Here is a 16,629-nt window from a genome sequence, read left to right as displayed (position 1 = left end):
GGCGCCTCGCCCGTTTGTGTTAGGACGCGCTCGCACTCGCTGGCGCGTCGACCGAAAAAGGATCCAAAGTGGCTCGCAAGACACCTATCGAGCGCTACCGCAATATCGGTATCAGCGCTCACATCGACGCCGGCAAGACGACGACGACCGAGCGCATCCTGTTCTACACGGGCGTGAACCACAAGATCGGTGAAGTTCACGACGGCGCAGCAACGATGGACTGGATGGAGCAGGAGCAGGAGCGCGGCATCACCATCACGTCGGCTGCCACCACGGCCTTCTGGAAGGGCATGGGCGGCAACTATCCCGAGCACCGCATCAACATCATCGACACCCCTGGGCACGTCGACTTCACGATCGAAGTGGAGCGCTCGATGCGCGTCCTCGACGGCGCGTGCATGGTCTACTGCGCAGTGGGCGGCGTGCAGCCGCAGTCGGAAACCGTGTGGCGTCAGGCGAACAAGTACAAGGTTCCCCGTCTCGCGTTCGTCAACAAGATGGACCGTACCGGCGCGAACTTCTTCAAGGTCTACGACCAGTTGAAGAACCGCCTGAAGGCGAACCCGGTTCCCGTCGTGGTGCCGATCGGCTCCGAAGAAAACTTCAAGGGCGTGGTCGATCTTCTGAAGATGAAGGCGATCATTTGGGACGAAGCGTCCCAAGGCACGAAGTTCGACTACGTCGATATCCCCGCTGAACTCGTCGATACGTGCAACGAGTGGCGCGAGAAGATGATCGAGTCGGCTGCCGAAGCCAGCGAAGAGCTGATGGAAAAGTACCTCGGCGGCGAAGAGCTGACCGAAGCGGAAATCGTCAAGGCGATCCGCGACCGGACCATTGCGTGCGAAATTCAGCCGATGCTGTGCGGCACCGCGTTCAAGAACAAGGGCGTGCAGCGCATGCTCGACGCCGTGATCGACTTCCTGCCGTCGCCGGTCGACATTCCGCCGGTTACGGGCGAACTCGAAAGCGGCGAGAAGGGCGAGCGCCGTGCATCCGACGACGAGAAATTCTCGTCGCTGGCGTTCAAGATCATGACGGACCCGTTCGTCGGCCAGCTGATCTTCTTCCGTGTGTATTCGGGCGTCGTGAATTCGGGCGACACCGTGCTGAACGCGACCAAGGACAAGAAGGAACGTCTCGGCCGTATTCTGCAGATGCACGCCAATCAGCGCGAAGAAATCAAGGAAGTGCGCGCGGGCGACATCGCGGCTGCTGTTGGTCTGAAGGAAGCAACCACGGGCGACACGCTGTGCGATCCGCAGCATCCGATCGTGCTCGAACGCATGATTTTCCCGGAGCCGGTGATTTCGCAGGCTGTCGAGCCGAAGACGAAGCCTGACCAGGAAAAGATGGGTCTGGCGCTGAACCGTCTGGCACAGGAAGATCCGTCGTTCCGCGTTCAAACGGACGAAGAATCGGGCCAAACCATCATTTCGGGCATGGGCGAGCTCCACCTGGAAATTCTGGTTGACCGTATGCGTCGTGAATTCGGCGTGGAAGCTACTGTCGGCAAGCCGCAAGTTGCTTACCGCGAGACGATCCGCAGCAAGGCGGAAGACGTCGACGGCAAGTTCGTCAAGCAGTCGGGTGGTCGCGGTCAGTACGGTCACGCGGTCATCACGCTCGAGCCGAACGAGCAGGGCAAGGGCTACGAGTTCCTGGACGAGATCAAGGGCGGCGTGATTCCGCGCGAATACATCCCGGCCGTGGACAAGGGCATCCAGGAAACGCTGAAGTCGGGCGTGCTGGCTGGCTTCCCGGTGGTCGACGTGAAGGTTCACCTGACGTTCGGTTCGTACCACGACGTCGACTCGAACGAAAACGCGTTCCGTATGGCCGGCTCGATGGCCTTCAAGGAAGCAATGCGCAAGGCGAGCCCGGTCATCCTCGAACCGATGATGGCTGTGGAAGTCGAAACGCCGGAAGACTACATGGGCAACGTGATGGGCGACCTGTCGGGCCGTCGCGGTATCGTCCAGGGCATGGAAGACATGATTGGCGGCGGCAAGATCGTTCGCGCCGAAGTGCCGCTGTCGGAAATGTTCGGCTACTCGACGTCGCTGCGTTCGCTGTCGCAAGGCCGTGCCACGTACACGATGGAGTTCAAGCACTACTCTGAAGCTCCGCGTAACGTCGCCGACGCGATCATCAACGCCAAGGGCAAGTAAGGCCCGCAAGTAATTCGGCGCAAGCCACAAGCTTTAACCGATAACCAAACTTTGAAAGAAGGTAATCATGGCAAAAGGTAAATTCGAGCGGACCAAGCCGCACGTGAACGTGGGCACGATCGGTCACGTTGACCACGGCAAGACCACGCTGACGGCAGCGATCACGACGGTTCTCACGCAGAAGTTCGGCGGCGAAGCCAAGGCGTATGATCAGATCGACGCAGCGCCGGAAGAAAAGGCGCGCGGCATCACCATCAACACCGCGCACGTCGAGTACGAAACGGCTAACCGCCACTACGCACACGTCGACTGCCCGGGCCACGCTGACTATGTGAAGAACATGATCACGGGCGCCGCGCAGATGGACGGCGCAATCCTGGTGTGCTCGGCCGCCGACGGCCCGATGCCGCAAACGCGCGAGCACATCTTGTTGGCCCGTCAGGTTGGCGTGCCGTACATCATCGTGTTCCTGAACAAGTGCGACATGGTGGACGACGCCGAGCTGCTCGAGCTCGTCGAAATGGAAGTGCGCGAACTTCTGTCGAAGTACGACTTCCCGGGCGACGACACCCCGATCGTGAAGGGTTCGGCCAAGCTGGCGCTGGAAGGCGACAAGGGCGAGCTGGGCGAAGTGGCGATCATGAACCTGGCCGACGCGCTGGATTCGTACATCCCGACGCCGGAGCGCGCAGTTGACGGTTCGTTCCTGATGCCGGTGGAAGACGTGTTCTCGATCTCGGGTCGCGGCACGGTGGTGACGGGTCGCGTGGAGCGCGGTGTGGTGAAGGTCGGCGAAGAAATCGAAATCGTCGGTATCAAGCCGACGGTGAAGACGACCTGCACGGGCGTGGAAATGTTCCGCAAGCTGCTCGACCAAGGTCAGGCGGGCGACAACGTCGGTATCCTGCTGCGCGGCACGAAGCGTGAAGACGTGGAGCGCGGCCAGGTTCTGGCCAAGCCGGGTTCGATCACGCCGCACACGCACTTCACGGCTGAAGTGTACGTGCTGAGCAAGGACGAAGGCGGCCGTCACACGCCGTTCTTCAACAACTACCGTCCGCAGTTCTACTTCCGTACGACGGACGTGACGGGCTCGATCGAGCTGCCGAAGGACAAGGAAATGGTGATGCCGGGCGACAACGTGTCGATCACGGTGAAGCTGATCGCTCCGATCGCCATGGAAGAAGGTCTGCGCTTCGCAATCCGCGAAGGCGGCCGTACCGTCGGCGCCGGTGTCGTGGCGAAGATTATCGAGTAAAATCCTTGATTCGCTCGATTTGAAGTTGCAGTACTGAAGTACAGATTGGAGCCGGGTGTTCGCCCTCAGCGAATGCCCGGTTCCACGCTCTTTTGCCATTGTGCGGTGCAATACCGCCTCGCTCTTTTCAAGGAATTGTCATGCAGAACCAGAAAATCCGCATTCGTCTGAAGGCTTTCGACTACCGCCTGATCGATCAATCGGCAGCCGAAATCGTCGACACCGCGAAGCGGACTGGCGCGATCGTCCGTGGCCCGGTACCGCTGCCGACGCGTATTCAACGTTTTGACATCCTGCGTTCGCCGCACGTCAACAAGACGTCGCGCGACCAGCTCGAAATCCGTACGCACCAGCGCCTGATGGACATCGTCGATCCGACGGACAAGACCGTCGACGCGCTGATGAAGCTCGATCTGCCGGCTGGCGTCGACGTCGAGATCAAGCTGCAGTAAGTCCCACAAGCTTGCCCGACGCGCCTGCCGGTGCGTCGGGAAGTGCTAAGTCTTTGATTGCTTGCGGGATTCGAAAAGCCTTGTTATACTTAAAGGCTTTTCGCGCCTATGCGCACGAAAAAGACGCAAGAAAGCCGACCCAGTTTCTCGTAACGAAGCCGGCATTTGTAAATCAGCCCCGACCAATCGCAGTTGGGAATGGAGAAAACGATGAGCCTTGGACTCGTAGGTCGCAAGGTTGGCATGACCCGTATCTTCACGCCTGAAGGGGATTCGATCCCCGTCACCGTGCTGGACGTGTCGGACAACCGCGTGACGCAGATCAAGACCGTTGAAACGGATGGTTATACCGCCGTTCAGGTTGCATTCGGCGCTCGCCGCGCATCGCGCGTGACGAAGCCGTTGGCGGGTCACCTCGCCAAAGCCGGCGTTCAAGCTGGTGAAATCCTCAAGGAATTCCATATCGAAACGGCCAAGGCAGGCGAACTGTCGAACGGCGCCGTGATCGGTACGGATATTTTCGAAGTCGGCCAGAAGGTTGATGTGCAAGGCACGTCGATCGGTAAGGGTTATGCCGGCACGATCAAGCGCTACAACTTCGCCTCGGGTCGCGCGACGCACGGTAACTCGCGTTCGCACAACGTTCCGGGTTCGATCGGTATGGCGCAGGATCCGGGTCGCGTGTTCCCGGGCAAGCGCATGACGGGTCACCTCGGTGACGTCACCGTCACGGTTCAAAATCTCGAAATCGCCCGCATCGACGCTGAGCGTAATCTGCTGCTCGTCCGCGGTGCTGTTCCGGGTGCGAAGGGCGGCAAGGTCTTCGTGACCCCGGCCGTCAAGACGCGTGCTGTGAAAGGAGCGAAATAATGGAACTTAAGCTCCTGAATGCCAATGGTCAGGAAGGCGCTGGCGTGAACGCATCGGACGTCGTGTTCGGTCGCGATTACAACGAAGCCCTGATTCACCAGATCGTCATCGCTTATCAGGCGAACGCACGTAGCGGCAACCGCGCGCAAAAGGATCGCGAGCAGGTCAAGCACACCACCAAGAAGCCGTGGCGTCAGAAGGGTACGGGCCGCGCTCGTGCCGGTATGTCGTCGAGCCCGTTGTGGCGTGGCGGTGGTCGCATTTTCCCGAACTCGCCGGAAGAAAACTTCTCGCACAAGGTCAACAAGAAGATGCATCGTGCAGGTCTCTGCTCGATCTTCTCGCAGCTCGCTCGCGAAGGCCGTATCGCCGTGGTCGAAGACCTCGCGCTGGAAGCCCCGAAGACCAAGCTGTTGGCCGAAAAATTCAAGGCAATGGGCCTCGATTCCGTGTTGGTCATTACCGATACGGTCGACGAGAACCTGTACCTCGCGTCGCGCAACCTGGCCCACGTGGCGGTTGTCGAGCCGCGTTACGCCGACCCGCTCTCGCTGATCTACTTCAAGAAGATCCTGATCACGAAGGCTGCGGTCGCTCAGATCGAGGAGTTGCTGTCATGAGCGAGATTCGCAAAAACGATCATCGTTTGATGCAAGTTCTGCTCGCGCCGGTGATCTCCGAAAAGGCGACGCTGGTTGCCGACAAGAACGAGCAAGTCGTGTTCGAAGTCGCACCGGACGCCACGAAGCAGGAAGTGAAGGCTGCTGTCGAGCTGCTGTTCAAGGTCGAAGTCAATTCCGTCAACGTGCTCGTCACGAAGGGCAAGGCAAAGCGCTTTGGCCGCTTCAACGGTAAGCGCAAGGACGTGAAGAAGGCGTACGTCTGCCTGAAGCCCGGCCAGGAAATCAACTTTGAAGCGGAGGCCAAGTAATCATGGCAATCGTGAAAGTTAAGCCGACCTCGCCGGGTCGCCGCGCGATGGTCAAGATCGTCAACAAGGATCTGCACAAGGGCAAGCCGCACGCAGCGCTGCTCGACTCGCAATCCAAGTCGGCGGGCCGTAACAACAACGGCCGTATCACCACGCGTCACCAGGGCGGTGGTCACAAGCAGCACTATCGTATCGTCGATTTCCGTCGCAACAAGGACGGCATTCCGGCGAAGATCGAGCGTCTCGAGTACGACCCGAACCGTAGCGCGAACATCGCGCTGGTTCTGTACGCGGACGGCGAGCGTCGCTACATCATCGCGCCGAAGGGCGTGGCCGTGGGCGCGCAGCTGATGTCCGGTTCGGAAGCGCCGATCCGCGCAGGCAACACCCTGCCGATCCGCAACATTCCGGTCGGTACGACGATCCACTGCATCGAGATGCTGCCGGGCAAGGGCGCGCAAATCGCGCGTTCGGCTGGCACGTCGGCAATGCTGCTGGCTCGCGAAGGCGTCTACGCTCAAGTGCGTCTGCGCTCGGGCGAAATCCGCCGCGTGCACGTCGAGTGCCGCGCGACGATCGGCGAAGTGGGCAACGAAGAACACAGCCTCCGTCAAATCGGTAAGGCCGGTGCGAATCGCTGGCGCGGTATCCGTCCGACGGTGCGCGGTGTTGCAATGAACCCGATCGATCACCCGCACGGTGGTGGTGAAGGCCGTACCGCAGCAGGTCGCGATCCGGTGAGCCCGTGGGGCACGCCGACGAAGGGTTATCGCACCCGCAGCAACAAGCGCACGACGACGATGATCGTCCAGCGCCGTCACAAGCGTTAAGGAGTAGGCAATGACACGTTCTGCTAAAAAAGGTCCGTTCTGCGACGCTCATTTGCTGAAGAAGGTTGAGGCGGCTGCATCGACGCGTGACAAGAAGCCGATCAAGACCTGGTCGCGTCGTTCGACGATTCTGCCGGACTTCATCGGTCTGACGATCGCTGTTCACAACGGCCGTCAACACGTTCCGGTGTACGTCACGGAAAACATGGTCGGCCACAAGCTTGGCGAGTTCGCATTGACCCGTACGTTCAAGGGTCACGCGGCCGACAAGAAGGCCAAGAAATAAGGGGCTATCAAGATGGAAGTGAAGGCAATTCATCGCGGTGCCCGCATCTCGGCGCAGAAAACGCGCCTTGTGGCTGACCAGATTCGTGGTTTGCCGGTCGACAAGGCGCTGAACGTTCTGACGTTCTCGCCGAAGAAGGCGGCGGGTATCGTCAAGAAGGTCGTGCTGTCTGCGATCGCGAATGCGGAACACAACGAAGGCGCCGATATCGACGAGCTCAAGATCACGAGCATCTACGTCGACAAGGCTGCTTCGCTGAAGCGTTTCACCGCACGCGCAAAGGGTCGCGGTAACCGCATCGAGAAGCAATCCTGTCACATCACTGTGACGGTCGGGAATTAAGGAGCCATACGATGGGACAGAAAATTCATCCGACTGGCTTCCGTTTGGCCGTCAGCCGCAATTGGGCTTCGCGCTGGTACGCGAACAACAACAATTTCGCGGCGATGTTGCAGGAAGACATCGGTGTTCGTGAATACCTGAAGAAGAAGCTGAAGAACGCTTCGGTCGGTCGCGTCGTCATCGAGCGTCCGGCGAAGAACGCGCGCATCACGATTTACAGCTCGCGTCCGGGCGTTGTCATCGGCAAGAAGGGCGAAGACATCGAATCGCTGAAGGCTGAACTTCAGAAGCGCATGGGCGTTCCGGTTCACGTCAACATCGAAGAGATCCGCAAGCCGGAAACCGATGCTCAGTTGATCGCTGACTCCATCACGCAGCAGCTCGAGCGCCGGATCATGTTCCGCCGCGCGATGAAGCGCGCGATGCAGAACGCGATGCGTCTTGGTGCCCAGGGCATCAAGATCATGAGCGCGGGCCGCCTGAACGGTATCGAAATCGCTCGTACCGAGTGGTATCGCGAAGGTCGCGTGCCCCTCCATACGCTGCGTGCGGATATCGACTACGCGACGTCGGAAGCAAAGACCACGTACGGCATCATCGGCGTGAAGGTGTGGGTCTACAAGGGCGACACGCTGGGCCGCAACGAAGCGCCGGTGGTGGAAGAAGTCGCGGAAGAAAAGCGTCCGCGCCGCAACGCACGTCCGGGTGGCGATCGCCGTCCGCGCCGTGACGGTGAAGGCGCTCCGGCCGGTGCGCGTCGTGGTGCACCCCGTCGCGCTGGCGGTGACGCGAAGACTGGAGAATAACGATGCTGCAACCGAAACGCAGAAAGTATCGCAAAGAGCAGAAGGGTCGTAACACCGGCAAGGCGACGCGCGGCAACGCGGTGTCGTTCGGTGACTTCGGTCTGAAGGCTATCGGTCGCGGCCGTTTGACCGCGCGTCAAATTGAAGCGGCACGTCGTGCAATGACGCGTCACATCAAGCGTGGTGGCCGGATCTGGATCCGTATTTTCCCGGACAAGCCGATTTCACAAAAGCCGGCCGAAGTGCGTATGGGTAACGGTAAGGGTAACCCGGAGTACTACGTCGCTGAAATTCAACCGGGCAAGATGCTGTACGAAATGGACGGTGTCTCCGAAGAACTGGCGCGCGAAGCGTTCCGTCTGGCTGCAGCGAAGCTGCCGCTCAAGACGAACTTCGTTGTGCGTCAGCTCGGCGCCTAAGGAGTAAATGATGAAGGCATCTGAACTTCACCAGAAAGACCAGGCCGCGCTCAACAAAGAGCTGTCGGACCTGCTGAAGGCGCAATTTGGCTTGCGTATGCAACTCGCGACCCAGCAGCTCACGAACACGAGCCAGCTGAAGAAGGTCCGTCGCGACATCGCACGTGTGCGCACTGTCCTGACTGAGAAGGCGAACCAGAAATGAACGATAGCGTAAAAACCTCGCTCAAGCGGACGCTGGTCGGCAAGGTCGTCAGCAACAAGATGGACAAGACGGTCACCGTGCTGGTCGAGCACCGCGTGAAGCATCCGATCTACGGCAAGTACGTCGTGCGTTCCAAGAAGTACCACGCGCATGACGACGCGAACACGTACAACGAAGGCGATCTCGTCGAAATTCAGGAAACCCGTCCGATTTCGAAGACGAAGGCCTGGGTCGTGTCGAAGCTGGTTGAAGCGGCTCGCGTGATCTGAAGCTGTAGTAGTTGTACCGCGATGCAGTAGTAAATCGTGTCGCAGTAAGTTTCGCTTGCAAGACCGGGATTATTTGTTATAATCTCGGTCTTCCCTCTTTGTGGGAGCCCCGTCGCGGGCGAAACTGGTGGGGGAAGCCGGTTCAGGCGCCAGCCTGAGTCGACAGATTCACCGGATTGCGATGGCGGGTTTCGTCTGCCCTCGCTGCCTGTTCTAACCCAAGCAGCCAGTTGGCTGACGGGACCAAGACTGACCGGCTGTGCCATGGTGGCGCGACCGGATTAAGTTGGGAAAGATAAACCATGATCCAGACCGAAACTCGGCTTGAAGTGGCCGACAACACGGGTGCGCGTGAAGTCATGTGCATCAAGGTGCTCGGCGGTTCGAAGCGTCGTTACGCTAGCATTGGCGACATCATCAAGGTGACCGTCAAGGAAGCGACGCCGCGCGGACGCGTGAAAAAGGGCGAAATTTACAACGCCGTGGTCGTTCGTACGGCCAAGGGCGTGCGTCGCCAGGATGGCTCGCTCATCAAGTTCGACGGCAATGCCGCCGTTCTGCTGAATACGAAGCTCGAGCCGATCGGCACGCGTATTTTCGGGCCGGTTACGCGTGAACTGCGTAGCGAACGATTCATGAAGATCGTTTCGCTCGCGCCGGAAGTGCTGTAAGGAGTCGCGATGAACAAGATTCGCAAGGGTGACGAAGTCATCGTCATCACCGGCAAGGACAAGGGCAAGCGCGGCATCGTGCTGGCCGTTGCGGAAGAGCGTGTCACCGTCGAGGGCATCAACCTCGTCAAGAAGCACGTGAAGCCGAACCCGATGAAGGGTACGACGGGCGGTGTGGAAGCCAAAACGATGCCGCTGCATATTTCGAACGTCGCATTGGTCGACGCGAACGGCAAGGCGTCGCGTGTGGGCATCAAGGTCGAAGACGGAAAGAAGGTTCGCTTCTTGAAGTCGACCGGCGCCACGCTCAACGCCTGACGCGGAGTTAAAAAATGGCTCGTCTGCAAGAGATTTACAAAGAAAAGGTTGTGCCGCAACTCGTCGAAAAGTTCGGCTACAAGTCTGTCATGGAAGTGCCGCGCATCACCAAGATCACCCTGAACATGGGCCTTGGCGAAGCCGTCGCTGACAAGAAGATCATCGAAAACGCCGTGGGCGACCTGACGAAGATCGCCGGCCAGAAGCCGGTTATCACGAAGGCGCGCAAGGCGATCGCAGGCTTCAAGATTCGTCAGGGCTACCCGATCGGCGCGATGGTCACGCTGCGCGGCCAAGCGATGTACGAATTCCTCGACCGTTTCGTGACGGTTGCGCTCCCCCGTGTGCGCGACTTCCGTGGCGTGTCGGGCCGTGCATTCGACGGTCGTGGCAACTACAACATCGGTGTGAAAGAGCAGATCATTTTCCCCGAAATCGACTACGACAAGATCGACGCGCTGCGTGGGCTGAACATCAGCATCACGACCACCGCGAAGACTGACGACGAAGCAAAGGCGCTGCTCGCCGGCTTCAAGTTCCCGTTCAGAAACTGAGGTTACCGTGGCTAAACTGGCACTGATCGAACGTGAAAAGAAGCGCGCGCGCCTGGCAGCCAAGTACGCTCCGAAGCGTGCTGAGCTGAAGGCTGTGATCGATGACGCAAGCAAGTCGGACGAAGAGCGTTATTTCGCGCGTCTGGCGCTGCAACAATTGCCGCGTAACTCGAACCCCACTCGCAAGCGTAACCGCTGCGCGATCACGGGTCGTCCGCGTGGCACGTTCCGCAAGTTCGGACTCGCACGCGGCAAGATTCGTGAAATCGCTTTCCGCGGCGAAATCCCTGGCCTGACCAAGGCGAGCTGGTAATAGGAGAAACATAAATGAGCATGAGTGATCCTATCGCCGATATGCTGACTCGCATCCGCAACGCGCAGATGGTCGAGAAGGTTTCGGTGACTATGCCCTCGTCGAAAGTCAAGGTTGCGATTGCGCAGGTTTTGAAGGACGAAGGTTATATCGACGACTTCGCAGTGAAGGCTGAAGGCGCGAAGATCGAATTGAATATCGCGTTGAAGTACTACGCTGGCCGTCCGGTGATCGAGCGCCTCGAGCGCGTCTCGAAGCCTGGTCTGCGTGTGTACCGCGGTCGCAACGACATTCCGCAGGTCATGAACGGCCTCGGCGTTGCAATCGTGTCGACGCCGAAGGGTGTGATGACCGACCGCAAGGCGCGCCAGAACGGCGTCGGTGGCGAAGTCATCTGCTACGTCGCTTAACGCCTAAGGAGAAGAAACATGTCTCGAGTAGGTAAAAGCCCGATCGCGCTGCCGCAAGGCGCGGAAGTGGCCATCAAGGGCGACGTCATCACCGTCAAGGGTCCGCTCGGCACGATCTCGCAACCGGCCAACAAGCTGGTGACCGTGACGAACGACAACGGCACGTTGAAGCTCGCTCCGGCTGACGAAAGCCGCGAAGCGAACGCGATGTCCGGCACGATGCGCGCCCTGGTGGCGAACATGGTGCAGGGCGTCACCAAGGGTTTCGAGCGCAAGCTGACGCTGGTTGGCGTCGGTTATCGTGCGCAAGCGCAAGGCGACAAGCTGAACCTGTCGCTGGGTTTCTCGCACCCCGTGGTGCACCAGATGCCGGAAGGCGTCAAGGCTGAAACCCCGTCGCAGACCGAAATCGTGATCAAGGGGATCGACAAGCAGAAAGTCGGACAGACCGCAGCAGAAGTGCGCGGCTATCGTCCGCCTGAGCCGTACAAGGGCAAGGGCGTGCGTTATTCCGACGAGGTCGTGATCCTCAAAGAAACGAAGAAGAAGTAAGGGTGCGCAATCATGGATAAGACTCAATCTCGCCTGCGCCGCGCTCGTCAGACGCGTATCAAGATCGCTGAGCTGCAGGTTCCGCGTCTGGCCGTGCATCGCACGAATACGCATATCTACGCGCAAGTGTTCTCGGCATGCGGTACGAAGGTCGTGGCAAGCGCCTCGACGCTCGAAGCTGAAGTGCGCGCTGAACTCGCCGACAAGTCGGGCAGGGGCGGCAACGTCAACGCTGCGACTCTGATCGGTAAGCGTATCGCCGAAAAGGCCAAGGCTGCCGGCATCGAATCCGTCGCCTTTGACCGCTCGGGTTTCCGCTACCACGGCCGCGTGAAGGCGCTGGCTGATGCGGCGCGTGAAGCCGGGCTCAAGTTCTAAGGGAAGAATTCGTCATGGCAAAGATGCAAGCGAAAGTTCAGGCTGACGAACGCGACGACGGCCTGCGCGAAAAGATGATTTCGGTCAACCGCGTGACCAAGGTCGTGAAGGGTGGCCGTATTCTCGGCTTCGCCGCACTGACCGTGGTTGGCGACGGTGACGGCCGGATCGGCATGGGCAAGGGCAAGGCCAAGGAAGTTCCGGTTGCCGTTCAAAAGGCAATGGAGCAGGCCCGCCGCAACATGTTCAAGGTGCCCCTGAAGAACGGCACGCTGCAACATGAAGTGCACGGCAAGCACGGCGCATCGGCGGTTCTCCTCGCTCCGGCGAAGGACGGTACCGGCGTGATCGCTGGCGGCCCGATGCGCGCAGTGTTCGACGTGATGGGCGTGCAAAACGTTGTGGCCAAGAGCCACGGTTCGACGAACCCGTACAACCTCGTTCGCGCAACGCTGGACGGTCTGCGCAAGCAGTCGACACCGGCTGACATCGCGGCGAAGCGTGGGAAGTCCGTCGAAGACATTCTGGGCTAAGGTGGGCACCATGTCTGAAAAAACTGTCAAGGTTCAGCTCATCAAGAGCCTGATCGGGACCCGCGAATCGCACCGCGCAACGGTGCGTGGCCTCGGCCTGCGCCGCCTCAACTCGGTTTCCGAGTTGCAGGACACGCCGGCAGTGCGCGGGATGATCAACAAGGTCTCGTACCTCGTTAAGGTCATCGCTTAAGCGCGACCCACGGATCCAAGGAGTTGAACATGGAATTGAATAACCTGAAGCCGGCAGAAGGCGCGAAGCATGCAAAGCGTCGCGTCGGTCGCGGTATCGGTTCGGGCCTCGGCAAGACCGCTGGCCGCGGCCACAAGGGTCAGAAATCGCGTTCGGGCGGCTTTCACAAGGTCGGCTTCGAAGGCGGTCAGATGCCTCTGCAGCGTCGTCTGCCGAAGCGCGGCTTCACCTCGCTGACGAAGGAATTCGTCGGTGAAGTGCGCCTGGCTGATCTCGAAAAGCTGCCGGTCGACGAAATCGATCTGTTGGCGTTGAAGCAAGCGGGTCTGGTCGGCGAGCTCATCAAGAGCGCGAAGATCATCAAGACCGGCGAGATCACGCGCAAGGTCACGGTGAAGGGCCTGACGGCAACGAAGGGCGCCCGTGAGGCAATCGAAGCCGCTGGCGGCTCGTTCGCCGAGTAACGCGCTTTCGCCGTTACTAGCACTAGCATCGGAGAAGGTACTTGGCTAACAGCCCGAGTCTCGCAAAAACCGGTCGGAGCGCGGCGAAATTCGGCGATCTGCGTCGGCGTGCAGTGTTCCTGCTGCTGGCGTTGATCGTCTACCGCATTGGTGCGCATATTCCGGTACCCGGCATCGATCCGGATCAACTGGCCAAGCTGTTCCAAAGCCAGTCGGGCGGCATCCTGGGCATGTTCAACATGTTCTCGGGTGGCGCGCTGTCGCGATTCACGATCTTTGCGCTGGGCATCATGCCCTACATTTCGGCGTCGATCATCATGCAGTTGCTGTCGATCGTGTCGCCGCAGATGGAGGCGTTGAAGAAGGAAGGGCAGGCGGGACAGCGGAAGATCACGCAGTACACGCGTATCTTCACGGTGGTTCTGGCGACCTTTCAGGCGTTCGGTATCGCGGTCGCGCTGGAAAACCAGCCGGCTCTGGTGCTGGACCCCGGCATGGTGTTCCGGCTGACGACGGTCGTCACGCTGGTGACGGGCACGATGTTCCTGATGTGGCTTGGTGAGCAGATCACGGAGCGCGGTCTCGGCAACGGCATCTCGATCATCATCTTCGGTGGTATCGCGGCGGGTTTCCCGAACGCAATCGGTGGTCTGTTCGAGCTGGTTCGCACCGGTTCGATGAGCATCATCTCGGCGATCATCATCGTCGTGTTGATCGCGGCGGTCACGTATCTGGTCGTGTTCATCGAACGCGGTCAGCGCAAGATCCTCGTGAACTACGCGAAGCGCCAGGTCGGTAACAAGATTTACGGCGGACAGTCGTCTCATCTGCCGCTGAAGTTGAACATGTCGGGTGTGATTCCGCCGATCTTCGCGTCGTCGATCATTCTCTTCCCGGCAACCATCCTGAACTGGTTCAGTTCGGGAACGCGCACCAACTGGTTCGCAAACACGCTGCACAACGTGGCCGAGGCCCTGAAGCCCGGTCAACCCGTGTACGTGCTGCTGTATGCGTTGGCGATCGTTTTCTTCTGCTTCTTTTACACCGCACTGGTGTTCAACAGCCGGGAAACTGCCGACAACTTGAAGAAGAGCGGTGCTTTCGTTCCGGGTATCCGTCCGGGCGATCAGACTGCACGGTATATCGACCGCATCCTCACGCGTCTGACGCTGGCTGGTGCGATCTACATCGTATTCGTGTGCCTGCTGCCTGAGTTTCTGGTGTTGCGCTGGAACGTGCCGTTTTATTTTGGTGGAACGTCGCTGCTGATCATTGTCGTCGTCACGATGGACTTCATGGCTCAGGTGCAGTCGTACGTTATGTCGCAACAATATGAATCGCTGCTCAAGAAGGCAAACTTCAAGGGTGGCAACGTCCCGATGCGTTAATAAGGACTATGGCCAAAGACGATGTTATCCAGATGCAGGGTGAGGTCATCGAAAACCTTCCCAACGCTACTTTCCGGGTGAAATTGGAAAATGGCCATGTCGTCCTGGGGCATATTTCCGGAAAGATGCGGATGCACTACATCCGCATCCTGCCGGGCGACAAGGTTACGGTTGAATTGACGCCTTACGATCTGTCTCGTGCACGGATCGTGTTCCGGGCGAAGTGATTTGAAAAAAGGGTAATATCATGAAAGTGATGGCATCGGTTAAGCGCATTTGCCGCAATTGCAAGATCATCAAGCGCAAGGGCGTTGTGCGCGTGATTTGCAGCTCTGATCCGCGCCACAAACAGCGTCAAGGCTGAACGCCGCGCTTTTGCTTGCGCTTTTTGTTTGAGGAAAAACAATGGCTCGTATCGCAGGGGTTAACATCCCGAATCACCAGCATACCGAGATCGGCCTGACGGCAATCTTCGGCATCGGTCGCACGCGTTCCCGCGGCATTTGCACGGCAGCTGGTGTGGAATTTTCGAAGAAGGTCAAGGACCTCACTGACGCAGACCTCGAAAAGCTGCGTGACGAAGTGGGCAAGTTCATCGTCGAAGGCGACCTGCGCCGTGAAGTGACGATGAACATCAAGCGCCTGATGGACTTGGGTTGCTACCGTGGCATGCGCCATCGCAAGGGTCTGCCCCTGCGTGGCCAGCGTACGCGCACGAATGCCCGTACGCGCAAGGGTCCGCGTCGTGCAGCGCAATCGCTGAAGAAGTAAGCGGAACTGACAGTTACAGGAAAACGTAATGGCTAAGGCTTCGAACAACTCCGCGGCGCAACGCGTTCGCAAGAAGGTCAAGAAGAACGTCGCCGAGGGCGTGGTTCACGTTCACGCGTCGTTCAACAACACCATTATCACGATCACTGACCGTCAAGGTAACGCGCTGGCATGGGCGACCTCGGGTGGTCAGGGCTTCAAGGGCTCGCGTAAGTCGACGCCGTTTGCAGCTCAGGTCGCAGCCGAATCGGCGGGCCGCGTGGCATTGGAATACGGCGTGAAGAACCTCGAAGTGCGGATCAAGGGCCCCGGTCCTGGCCGTGAATCGGCGGTGCGCGCGCTGCATGGTCTTGGCATCAAGATCACCGCGATCTCCGACGTGACGCCGGTCCCGCACAACGGCTGCCGTCCGCCGAAGCGCCGTCGTATCTAAAGTCCGACGACGCGACCGCATGTTTCCTGTCGATGCGCAAGTATCGGCGGGTTTCGTGCGTTATGAAGTTTTGACTAAGCCCACCGTTCGACCCCAAGGGTTCGGACTAGCGCAGACGAAAGTGTGCGTGATCAATATTTAAGGATGCAAAGTGGCACGCTATACCGGTCCCAAAGCAAAGCTGTCCCGCCGTGAAGGCACTGATCTGTTCCTGAAGAGCGCACGGCGCTCCCTCGCCGACAAGTGCAAGCTCGACAGCAAGCCCGGCCAACACGGCCGCACCTCGGGCGCGCGTACGTCCGACTACGGCACCCAGTTGCGCGAAAAGCAGAAAGTGAAGCGTATCTATGGCGTGCTGGAACGTCAGTTCCGCCGTTACTTCGCTGAAGCCGACCGCCGCAAGGGTCCGACGGGCGAAAACCTGCTGCAGTTGCTCGAGTCGCGTCTCGACAACGTGGTCTACCGCATGGGCTTCGGCTCGACGCGCGCCGAAGCGCGTCAGCTCGTGAGCCACAAGTCGATCGTGGTGAACGGCCAAGTCGTGAACATCCCGTCGATGCAGGTCAAGTCGGGCGACGTCGTGTCCGTGCGCGAGCAGTCGCGCAAGCAGGCACGTATCGTCGAAGCCCTGTCGCTGGCCGAGCAAGGCGGAATGCCGAGCTGGGTGTCGGTCGACGCGAAGAAGTTCGAAGGCACGTTCAAGTCGATGCCCGAGCGTAGCGACATCGCCGGCGACATCAACGAAAGCCTGATCGTCGAATTGTATTCGCGTTAATCGCGGCGGTAATGGATTGACAGCCGGGGAGCCTGAT

29 protein-coding genes are annotated in these 16,629 nt (G+C 59.4%); all 29 read left to right on the top strand.

The annotated features are described in order from the left end of the window. The first annotated feature begins 68 nt into the window (after positions 1-68). The 29 genes from fusA (at position 69) to rpsD (ending at position 16,592) form a co-directional block, all read left to right on the top strand. Positions 69-2,171, top strand: a complete 2,103-nt coding sequence (fusA, locus tag NOV72_RS26195; RefSeq protein ID WP_106857449.1) for an elongation factor G — start codon at positions 69-71, stop codon at positions 2,169-2,171. Between the two features lie 67 nt (positions 2,172-2,238). Further along, positions 2,239-3,429, top strand: coding sequence for an elongation factor Tu (gene tuf / locus NOV72_RS26190; RefSeq protein WP_106857448.1), 1,191 nt, complete (start codon positions 2,239-2,241; stop codon positions 3,427-3,429). A gap of 140 nt (positions 3,430-3,569) precedes the next feature. After that, positions 3,570-3,881: a 30S ribosomal protein S10 gene (gene rpsJ / locus NOV72_RS26185; protein ID WP_006998489.1), complete on the top strand. Its 312-nt coding sequence runs from the start codon at positions 3,570-3,572 to the stop codon at positions 3,879-3,881. Positions 3,882-4,091: 210 nt separating this feature from the next. Beyond that, positions 4,092-4,751, top strand: coding sequence for a 50S ribosomal protein L3 (gene rplC, locus NOV72_RS26180; RefSeq protein ID WP_061120237.1), 660 nt, complete (start codon positions 4,092-4,094; stop codon positions 4,749-4,751). After that, complete coding sequence (gene rplD / locus NOV72_RS26175; RefSeq protein WP_106857447.1) at positions 4,751-5,371, top strand: 50S ribosomal protein L4; 621 nt, start codon at positions 4,751-4,753, stop codon at positions 5,369-5,371. Before rplC ends, rplD begins: the two co-directional genes overlap by 1 nt. Next, complete coding sequence (rplW, locus tag NOV72_RS26170; RefSeq protein WP_008343846.1) at positions 5,368-5,682, top strand: 50S ribosomal protein L23; 315 nt, start codon at positions 5,368-5,370, stop codon at positions 5,680-5,682. Before rplD ends, rplW begins: the two co-directional genes overlap by 4 nt. Before the next feature lie 2 nt (positions 5,683-5,684). Next, positions 5,685-6,512, top strand: a complete 828-nt coding sequence (gene rplB, locus NOV72_RS26165; protein ID WP_106857446.1) for a 50S ribosomal protein L2 — start codon at positions 5,685-5,687, stop codon at positions 6,510-6,512. 10 nt (positions 6,513-6,522) lie between these two features. After that, a complete protein-coding gene (gene rpsS / locus NOV72_RS26160; protein ID WP_008343850.1) occupies positions 6,523-6,798 on the top strand; it encodes a 30S ribosomal protein S19 in 276 nt (91 codons plus the stop codon). Positions 6,799-6,810: 12 nt separating this feature from the next. Further along, positions 6,811-7,140 carry a 50S ribosomal protein L22 gene (gene rplV, locus NOV72_RS26155; RefSeq protein WP_007730533.1) on the top strand — a complete coding sequence of 110 codons (330 nt, stop codon included), beginning with the start codon at positions 6,811-6,813 and terminating at the stop codon, positions 7,138-7,140. An 11-nt stretch (positions 7,141-7,151) separates the two neighbouring features. Then, entirely contained in the window at positions 7,152-7,946 is a 795-nt protein-coding gene (gene rpsC / locus NOV72_RS26150) for a 30S ribosomal protein S3 (protein WP_035506762.1), read from the top strand. A gap of 2 nt (positions 7,947-7,948) precedes the next feature. Beyond that, the gene (gene rplP / locus NOV72_RS26145) at positions 7,949-8,365 is read left to right on the top strand and encodes a 50S ribosomal protein L16 (RefSeq protein ID WP_106857445.1); all 417 of its coding nucleotides are present in this window, start codon (positions 7,949-7,951) and stop codon (positions 8,363-8,365) included. 10 nt (positions 8,366-8,375) lie between these two features. Next, entirely contained in the window at positions 8,376-8,570 is a 195-nt protein-coding gene (gene rpmC, locus NOV72_RS26140; RefSeq protein WP_007180130.1) for a 50S ribosomal protein L29, read from the top strand. Further along, positions 8,567-8,839 carry a 30S ribosomal protein S17 gene (gene rpsQ / locus NOV72_RS26135; protein WP_008343854.1) on the top strand — a complete coding sequence of 91 codons (273 nt, stop codon included), beginning with the start codon at positions 8,567-8,569 and terminating at the stop codon, positions 8,837-8,839. The genes rpmC and rpsQ overlap by 4 nt, the downstream gene beginning before the upstream one ends. A 302-nt stretch (positions 8,840-9,141) precedes the next feature. Then, the gene (gene rplN, locus NOV72_RS26130) at positions 9,142-9,510 is read left to right on the top strand and encodes a 50S ribosomal protein L14 (protein WP_006998478.1); all 369 of its coding nucleotides are present in this window, start codon (positions 9,142-9,144) and stop codon (positions 9,508-9,510) included. Between the two features lie 9 nt (positions 9,511-9,519). Next, complete coding sequence (gene rplX, locus NOV72_RS26125) at positions 9,520-9,828, top strand: 50S ribosomal protein L24 (protein ID WP_106857444.1); 309 nt, start codon at positions 9,520-9,522, stop codon at positions 9,826-9,828. Between the two features lie 14 nt (positions 9,829-9,842). Beyond that, a complete protein-coding gene (gene rplE / locus NOV72_RS26120) occupies positions 9,843-10,382 on the top strand; it encodes a 50S ribosomal protein L5 (RefSeq protein WP_016346472.1) in 540 nt (179 codons plus the stop codon). Between the two features lie 7 nt (positions 10,383-10,389). Continuing rightward, entirely contained in the window at positions 10,390-10,695 is a 306-nt protein-coding gene (gene rpsN, locus NOV72_RS26115; protein ID WP_016346471.1) for a 30S ribosomal protein S14, read from the top strand. Positions 10,696-10,709: 14 nt separating this feature from the next. After that, positions 10,710-11,105: a 30S ribosomal protein S8 gene (gene rpsH, locus NOV72_RS26110; RefSeq protein ID WP_035506756.1), complete on the top strand. Its 396-nt coding sequence runs from the start codon at positions 10,710-10,712 to the stop codon at positions 11,103-11,105. A gap of 18 nt (positions 11,106-11,123) precedes the next feature. Further along, positions 11,124-11,657, top strand: coding sequence for a 50S ribosomal protein L6 (gene rplF / locus NOV72_RS26105; RefSeq protein WP_061120221.1), 534 nt, complete (start codon positions 11,124-11,126; stop codon positions 11,655-11,657). Between the two features lie 12 nt (positions 11,658-11,669). Further along, positions 11,670-12,035, top strand: a complete 366-nt coding sequence (gene rplR, locus NOV72_RS26100; protein ID WP_106857443.1) for a 50S ribosomal protein L18 — start codon at positions 11,670-11,672, stop codon at positions 12,033-12,035. 14 nt (positions 12,036-12,049) lie between these two features. Beyond that, the gene (gene rpsE / locus NOV72_RS26095; RefSeq protein ID WP_008343875.1) at positions 12,050-12,568 is read left to right on the top strand and encodes a 30S ribosomal protein S5; all 519 of its coding nucleotides are present in this window, start codon (positions 12,050-12,052) and stop codon (positions 12,566-12,568) included. Positions 12,569-12,578: 10 nt separating this feature from the next. Then, complete coding sequence (rpmD, locus tag NOV72_RS26090) at positions 12,579-12,761, top strand: 50S ribosomal protein L30 (protein WP_106857459.1); 183 nt, start codon at positions 12,579-12,581, stop codon at positions 12,759-12,761. 29 nt (positions 12,762-12,790) lie between these two features. Beyond that, on the top strand, positions 12,791-13,225 hold the full coding sequence (gene rplO / locus NOV72_RS26085) for a 50S ribosomal protein L15 (RefSeq protein WP_008343934.1): 435 nt from the start codon (positions 12,791-12,793) through the stop codon (positions 13,223-13,225). 41 nt (positions 13,226-13,266) lie between these two features. Next, complete coding sequence (gene secY, locus NOV72_RS26080) at positions 13,267-14,613, top strand: preprotein translocase subunit SecY (protein ID WP_008343935.1); 1,347 nt, start codon at positions 13,267-13,269, stop codon at positions 14,611-14,613. Positions 14,614-14,621: 8 nt separating this feature from the next. Further along, positions 14,622-14,840, top strand: a complete 219-nt coding sequence (gene infA, locus NOV72_RS26075) for a translation initiation factor IF-1 (RefSeq protein WP_004521905.1) — start codon at positions 14,622-14,624, stop codon at positions 14,838-14,840. 20 nt (positions 14,841-14,860) lie between these two features. Continuing rightward, a complete protein-coding gene (rpmJ, locus tag NOV72_RS26070) occupies positions 14,861-14,977 on the top strand; it encodes a 50S ribosomal protein L36 (protein WP_004199844.1) in 117 nt (38 codons plus the stop codon). A 41-nt stretch (positions 14,978-15,018) separates the two neighbouring features. Continuing rightward, entirely contained in the window at positions 15,019-15,384 is a 366-nt protein-coding gene (rpsM, locus tag NOV72_RS26065; RefSeq protein ID WP_008344037.1) for a 30S ribosomal protein S13, read from the top strand. Positions 15,385-15,412: 28 nt separating this feature from the next. Beyond that, a complete protein-coding gene (gene rpsK, locus NOV72_RS26060) occupies positions 15,413-15,817 on the top strand; it encodes a 30S ribosomal protein S11 (RefSeq protein ID WP_035506748.1) in 405 nt (134 codons plus the stop codon). Positions 15,818-15,968: 151 nt separating this feature from the next. After that, positions 15,969-16,592 carry a 30S ribosomal protein S4 gene (gene rpsD / locus NOV72_RS26055; protein WP_035506745.1) on the top strand — a complete coding sequence of 208 codons (624 nt, stop codon included), beginning with the start codon at positions 15,969-15,971 and terminating at the stop codon, positions 16,590-16,592. Positions 16,593-16,629: the final 37 nt, after the last annotated feature.

This window comes from Caballeronia novacaledonica (assembly GCF_900258035.1).
GTDB lineage: Bacteria > Pseudomonadota > Gammaproteobacteria > Burkholderiales > Burkholderiaceae > Caballeronia > Caballeronia novacaledonica.
Note: the sequence above shows the minus strand (reverse complement) of the source record. Positions and strands in the feature narration are given on the sequence as shown.

Excerpts from the sequence above, each read along its gene's own strand:
- rpmJ (WP_004199844.1), top strand. The coding sequence starts at position 14,861 with ATGAAAGTGATGGCATCGGTTAAGCGCATTTGCCGCAATTGCAAGATC.
- rpsK (WP_035506748.1), top strand. The coding sequence starts at position 15,413 with ATGGCTAAGGCTTCGAACAACTCCGCGGCGCAACGCGTTCGCAAGAAG.
- rplR (WP_106857443.1), top strand. The coding sequence starts at position 11,670 with ATGGATAAGACTCAATCTCGCCTGCGCCGCGCTCGTCAGACGCGTATC.
- rpsM (WP_008344037.1), top strand. The coding sequence starts at position 15,019 with ATGGCTCGTATCGCAGGGGTTAACATCCCGAATCACCAGCATACCGAG.
- rplP (WP_106857445.1), top strand. The coding sequence starts at position 7,949 with ATGCTGCAACCGAAACGCAGAAAGTATCGCAAAGAGCAGAAGGGTCGT.
- rpsJ (WP_006998489.1), top strand. The coding sequence starts at position 3,570 with ATGCAGAACCAGAAAATCCGCATTCGTCTGAAGGCTTTCGACTACCGC.
- rpsH (WP_035506756.1), top strand. The coding sequence starts at position 10,710 with ATGAGCATGAGTGATCCTATCGCCGATATGCTGACTCGCATCCGCAAC.
- infA (WP_004521905.1), top strand. The coding sequence starts at position 14,622 with ATGGCCAAAGACGATGTTATCCAGATGCAGGGTGAGGTCATCGAAAAC.
- rplO (WP_008343934.1), top strand. The coding sequence starts at position 12,791 with ATGGAATTGAATAACCTGAAGCCGGCAGAAGGCGCGAAGCATGCAAAG.
- rpsC (WP_035506762.1), top strand. The coding sequence starts at position 7,152 with ATGGGACAGAAAATTCATCCGACTGGCTTCCGTTTGGCCGTCAGCCGC.
- rplB (WP_106857446.1), top strand. The coding sequence starts at position 5,685 with ATGGCAATCGTGAAAGTTAAGCCGACCTCGCCGGGTCGCCGCGCGATG.
- rplW (WP_008343846.1), top strand. The coding sequence starts at position 5,368 with ATGAGCGAGATTCGCAAAAACGATCATCGTTTGATGCAAGTTCTGCTC.
- tuf (WP_106857448.1), top strand. The coding sequence starts at position 2,239 with ATGGCAAAAGGTAAATTCGAGCGGACCAAGCCGCACGTGAACGTGGGC.
- rplC (WP_061120237.1), top strand. The coding sequence starts at position 4,092 with ATGAGCCTTGGACTCGTAGGTCGCAAGGTTGGCATGACCCGTATCTTC.
- rpmD (WP_106857459.1), top strand. The coding sequence starts at position 12,579 with ATGTCTGAAAAAACTGTCAAGGTTCAGCTCATCAAGAGCCTGATCGGG.
- rpsS (WP_008343850.1), top strand. The coding sequence starts at position 6,523 with ATGACACGTTCTGCTAAAAAAGGTCCGTTCTGCGACGCTCATTTGCTG.
- rpsE (WP_008343875.1), top strand. The coding sequence starts at position 12,050 with ATGGCAAAGATGCAAGCGAAAGTTCAGGCTGACGAACGCGACGACGGC.
- rplE (WP_016346472.1), top strand. The coding sequence starts at position 9,843 with ATGGCTCGTCTGCAAGAGATTTACAAAGAAAAGGTTGTGCCGCAACTC.
- rplD (WP_106857447.1), top strand. The coding sequence starts at position 4,751 with ATGGAACTTAAGCTCCTGAATGCCAATGGTCAGGAAGGCGCTGGCGTG.
- rplF (WP_061120221.1), top strand. The coding sequence starts at position 11,124 with ATGTCTCGAGTAGGTAAAAGCCCGATCGCGCTGCCGCAAGGCGCGGAA.
- rplN (WP_006998478.1), top strand. The coding sequence starts at position 9,142 with ATGATCCAGACCGAAACTCGGCTTGAAGTGGCCGACAACACGGGTGCG.
- rpsQ (WP_008343854.1), top strand. The coding sequence starts at position 8,567 with ATGAACGATAGCGTAAAAACCTCGCTCAAGCGGACGCTGGTCGGCAAG.
- rpmC (WP_007180130.1), top strand. The coding sequence starts at position 8,376 with ATGAAGGCATCTGAACTTCACCAGAAAGACCAGGCCGCGCTCAACAAA.
- rplV (WP_007730533.1), top strand. The coding sequence starts at position 6,811 with ATGGAAGTGAAGGCAATTCATCGCGGTGCCCGCATCTCGGCGCAGAAA.
- rplX (WP_106857444.1), top strand. The coding sequence starts at position 9,520 with ATGAACAAGATTCGCAAGGGTGACGAAGTCATCGTCATCACCGGCAAG.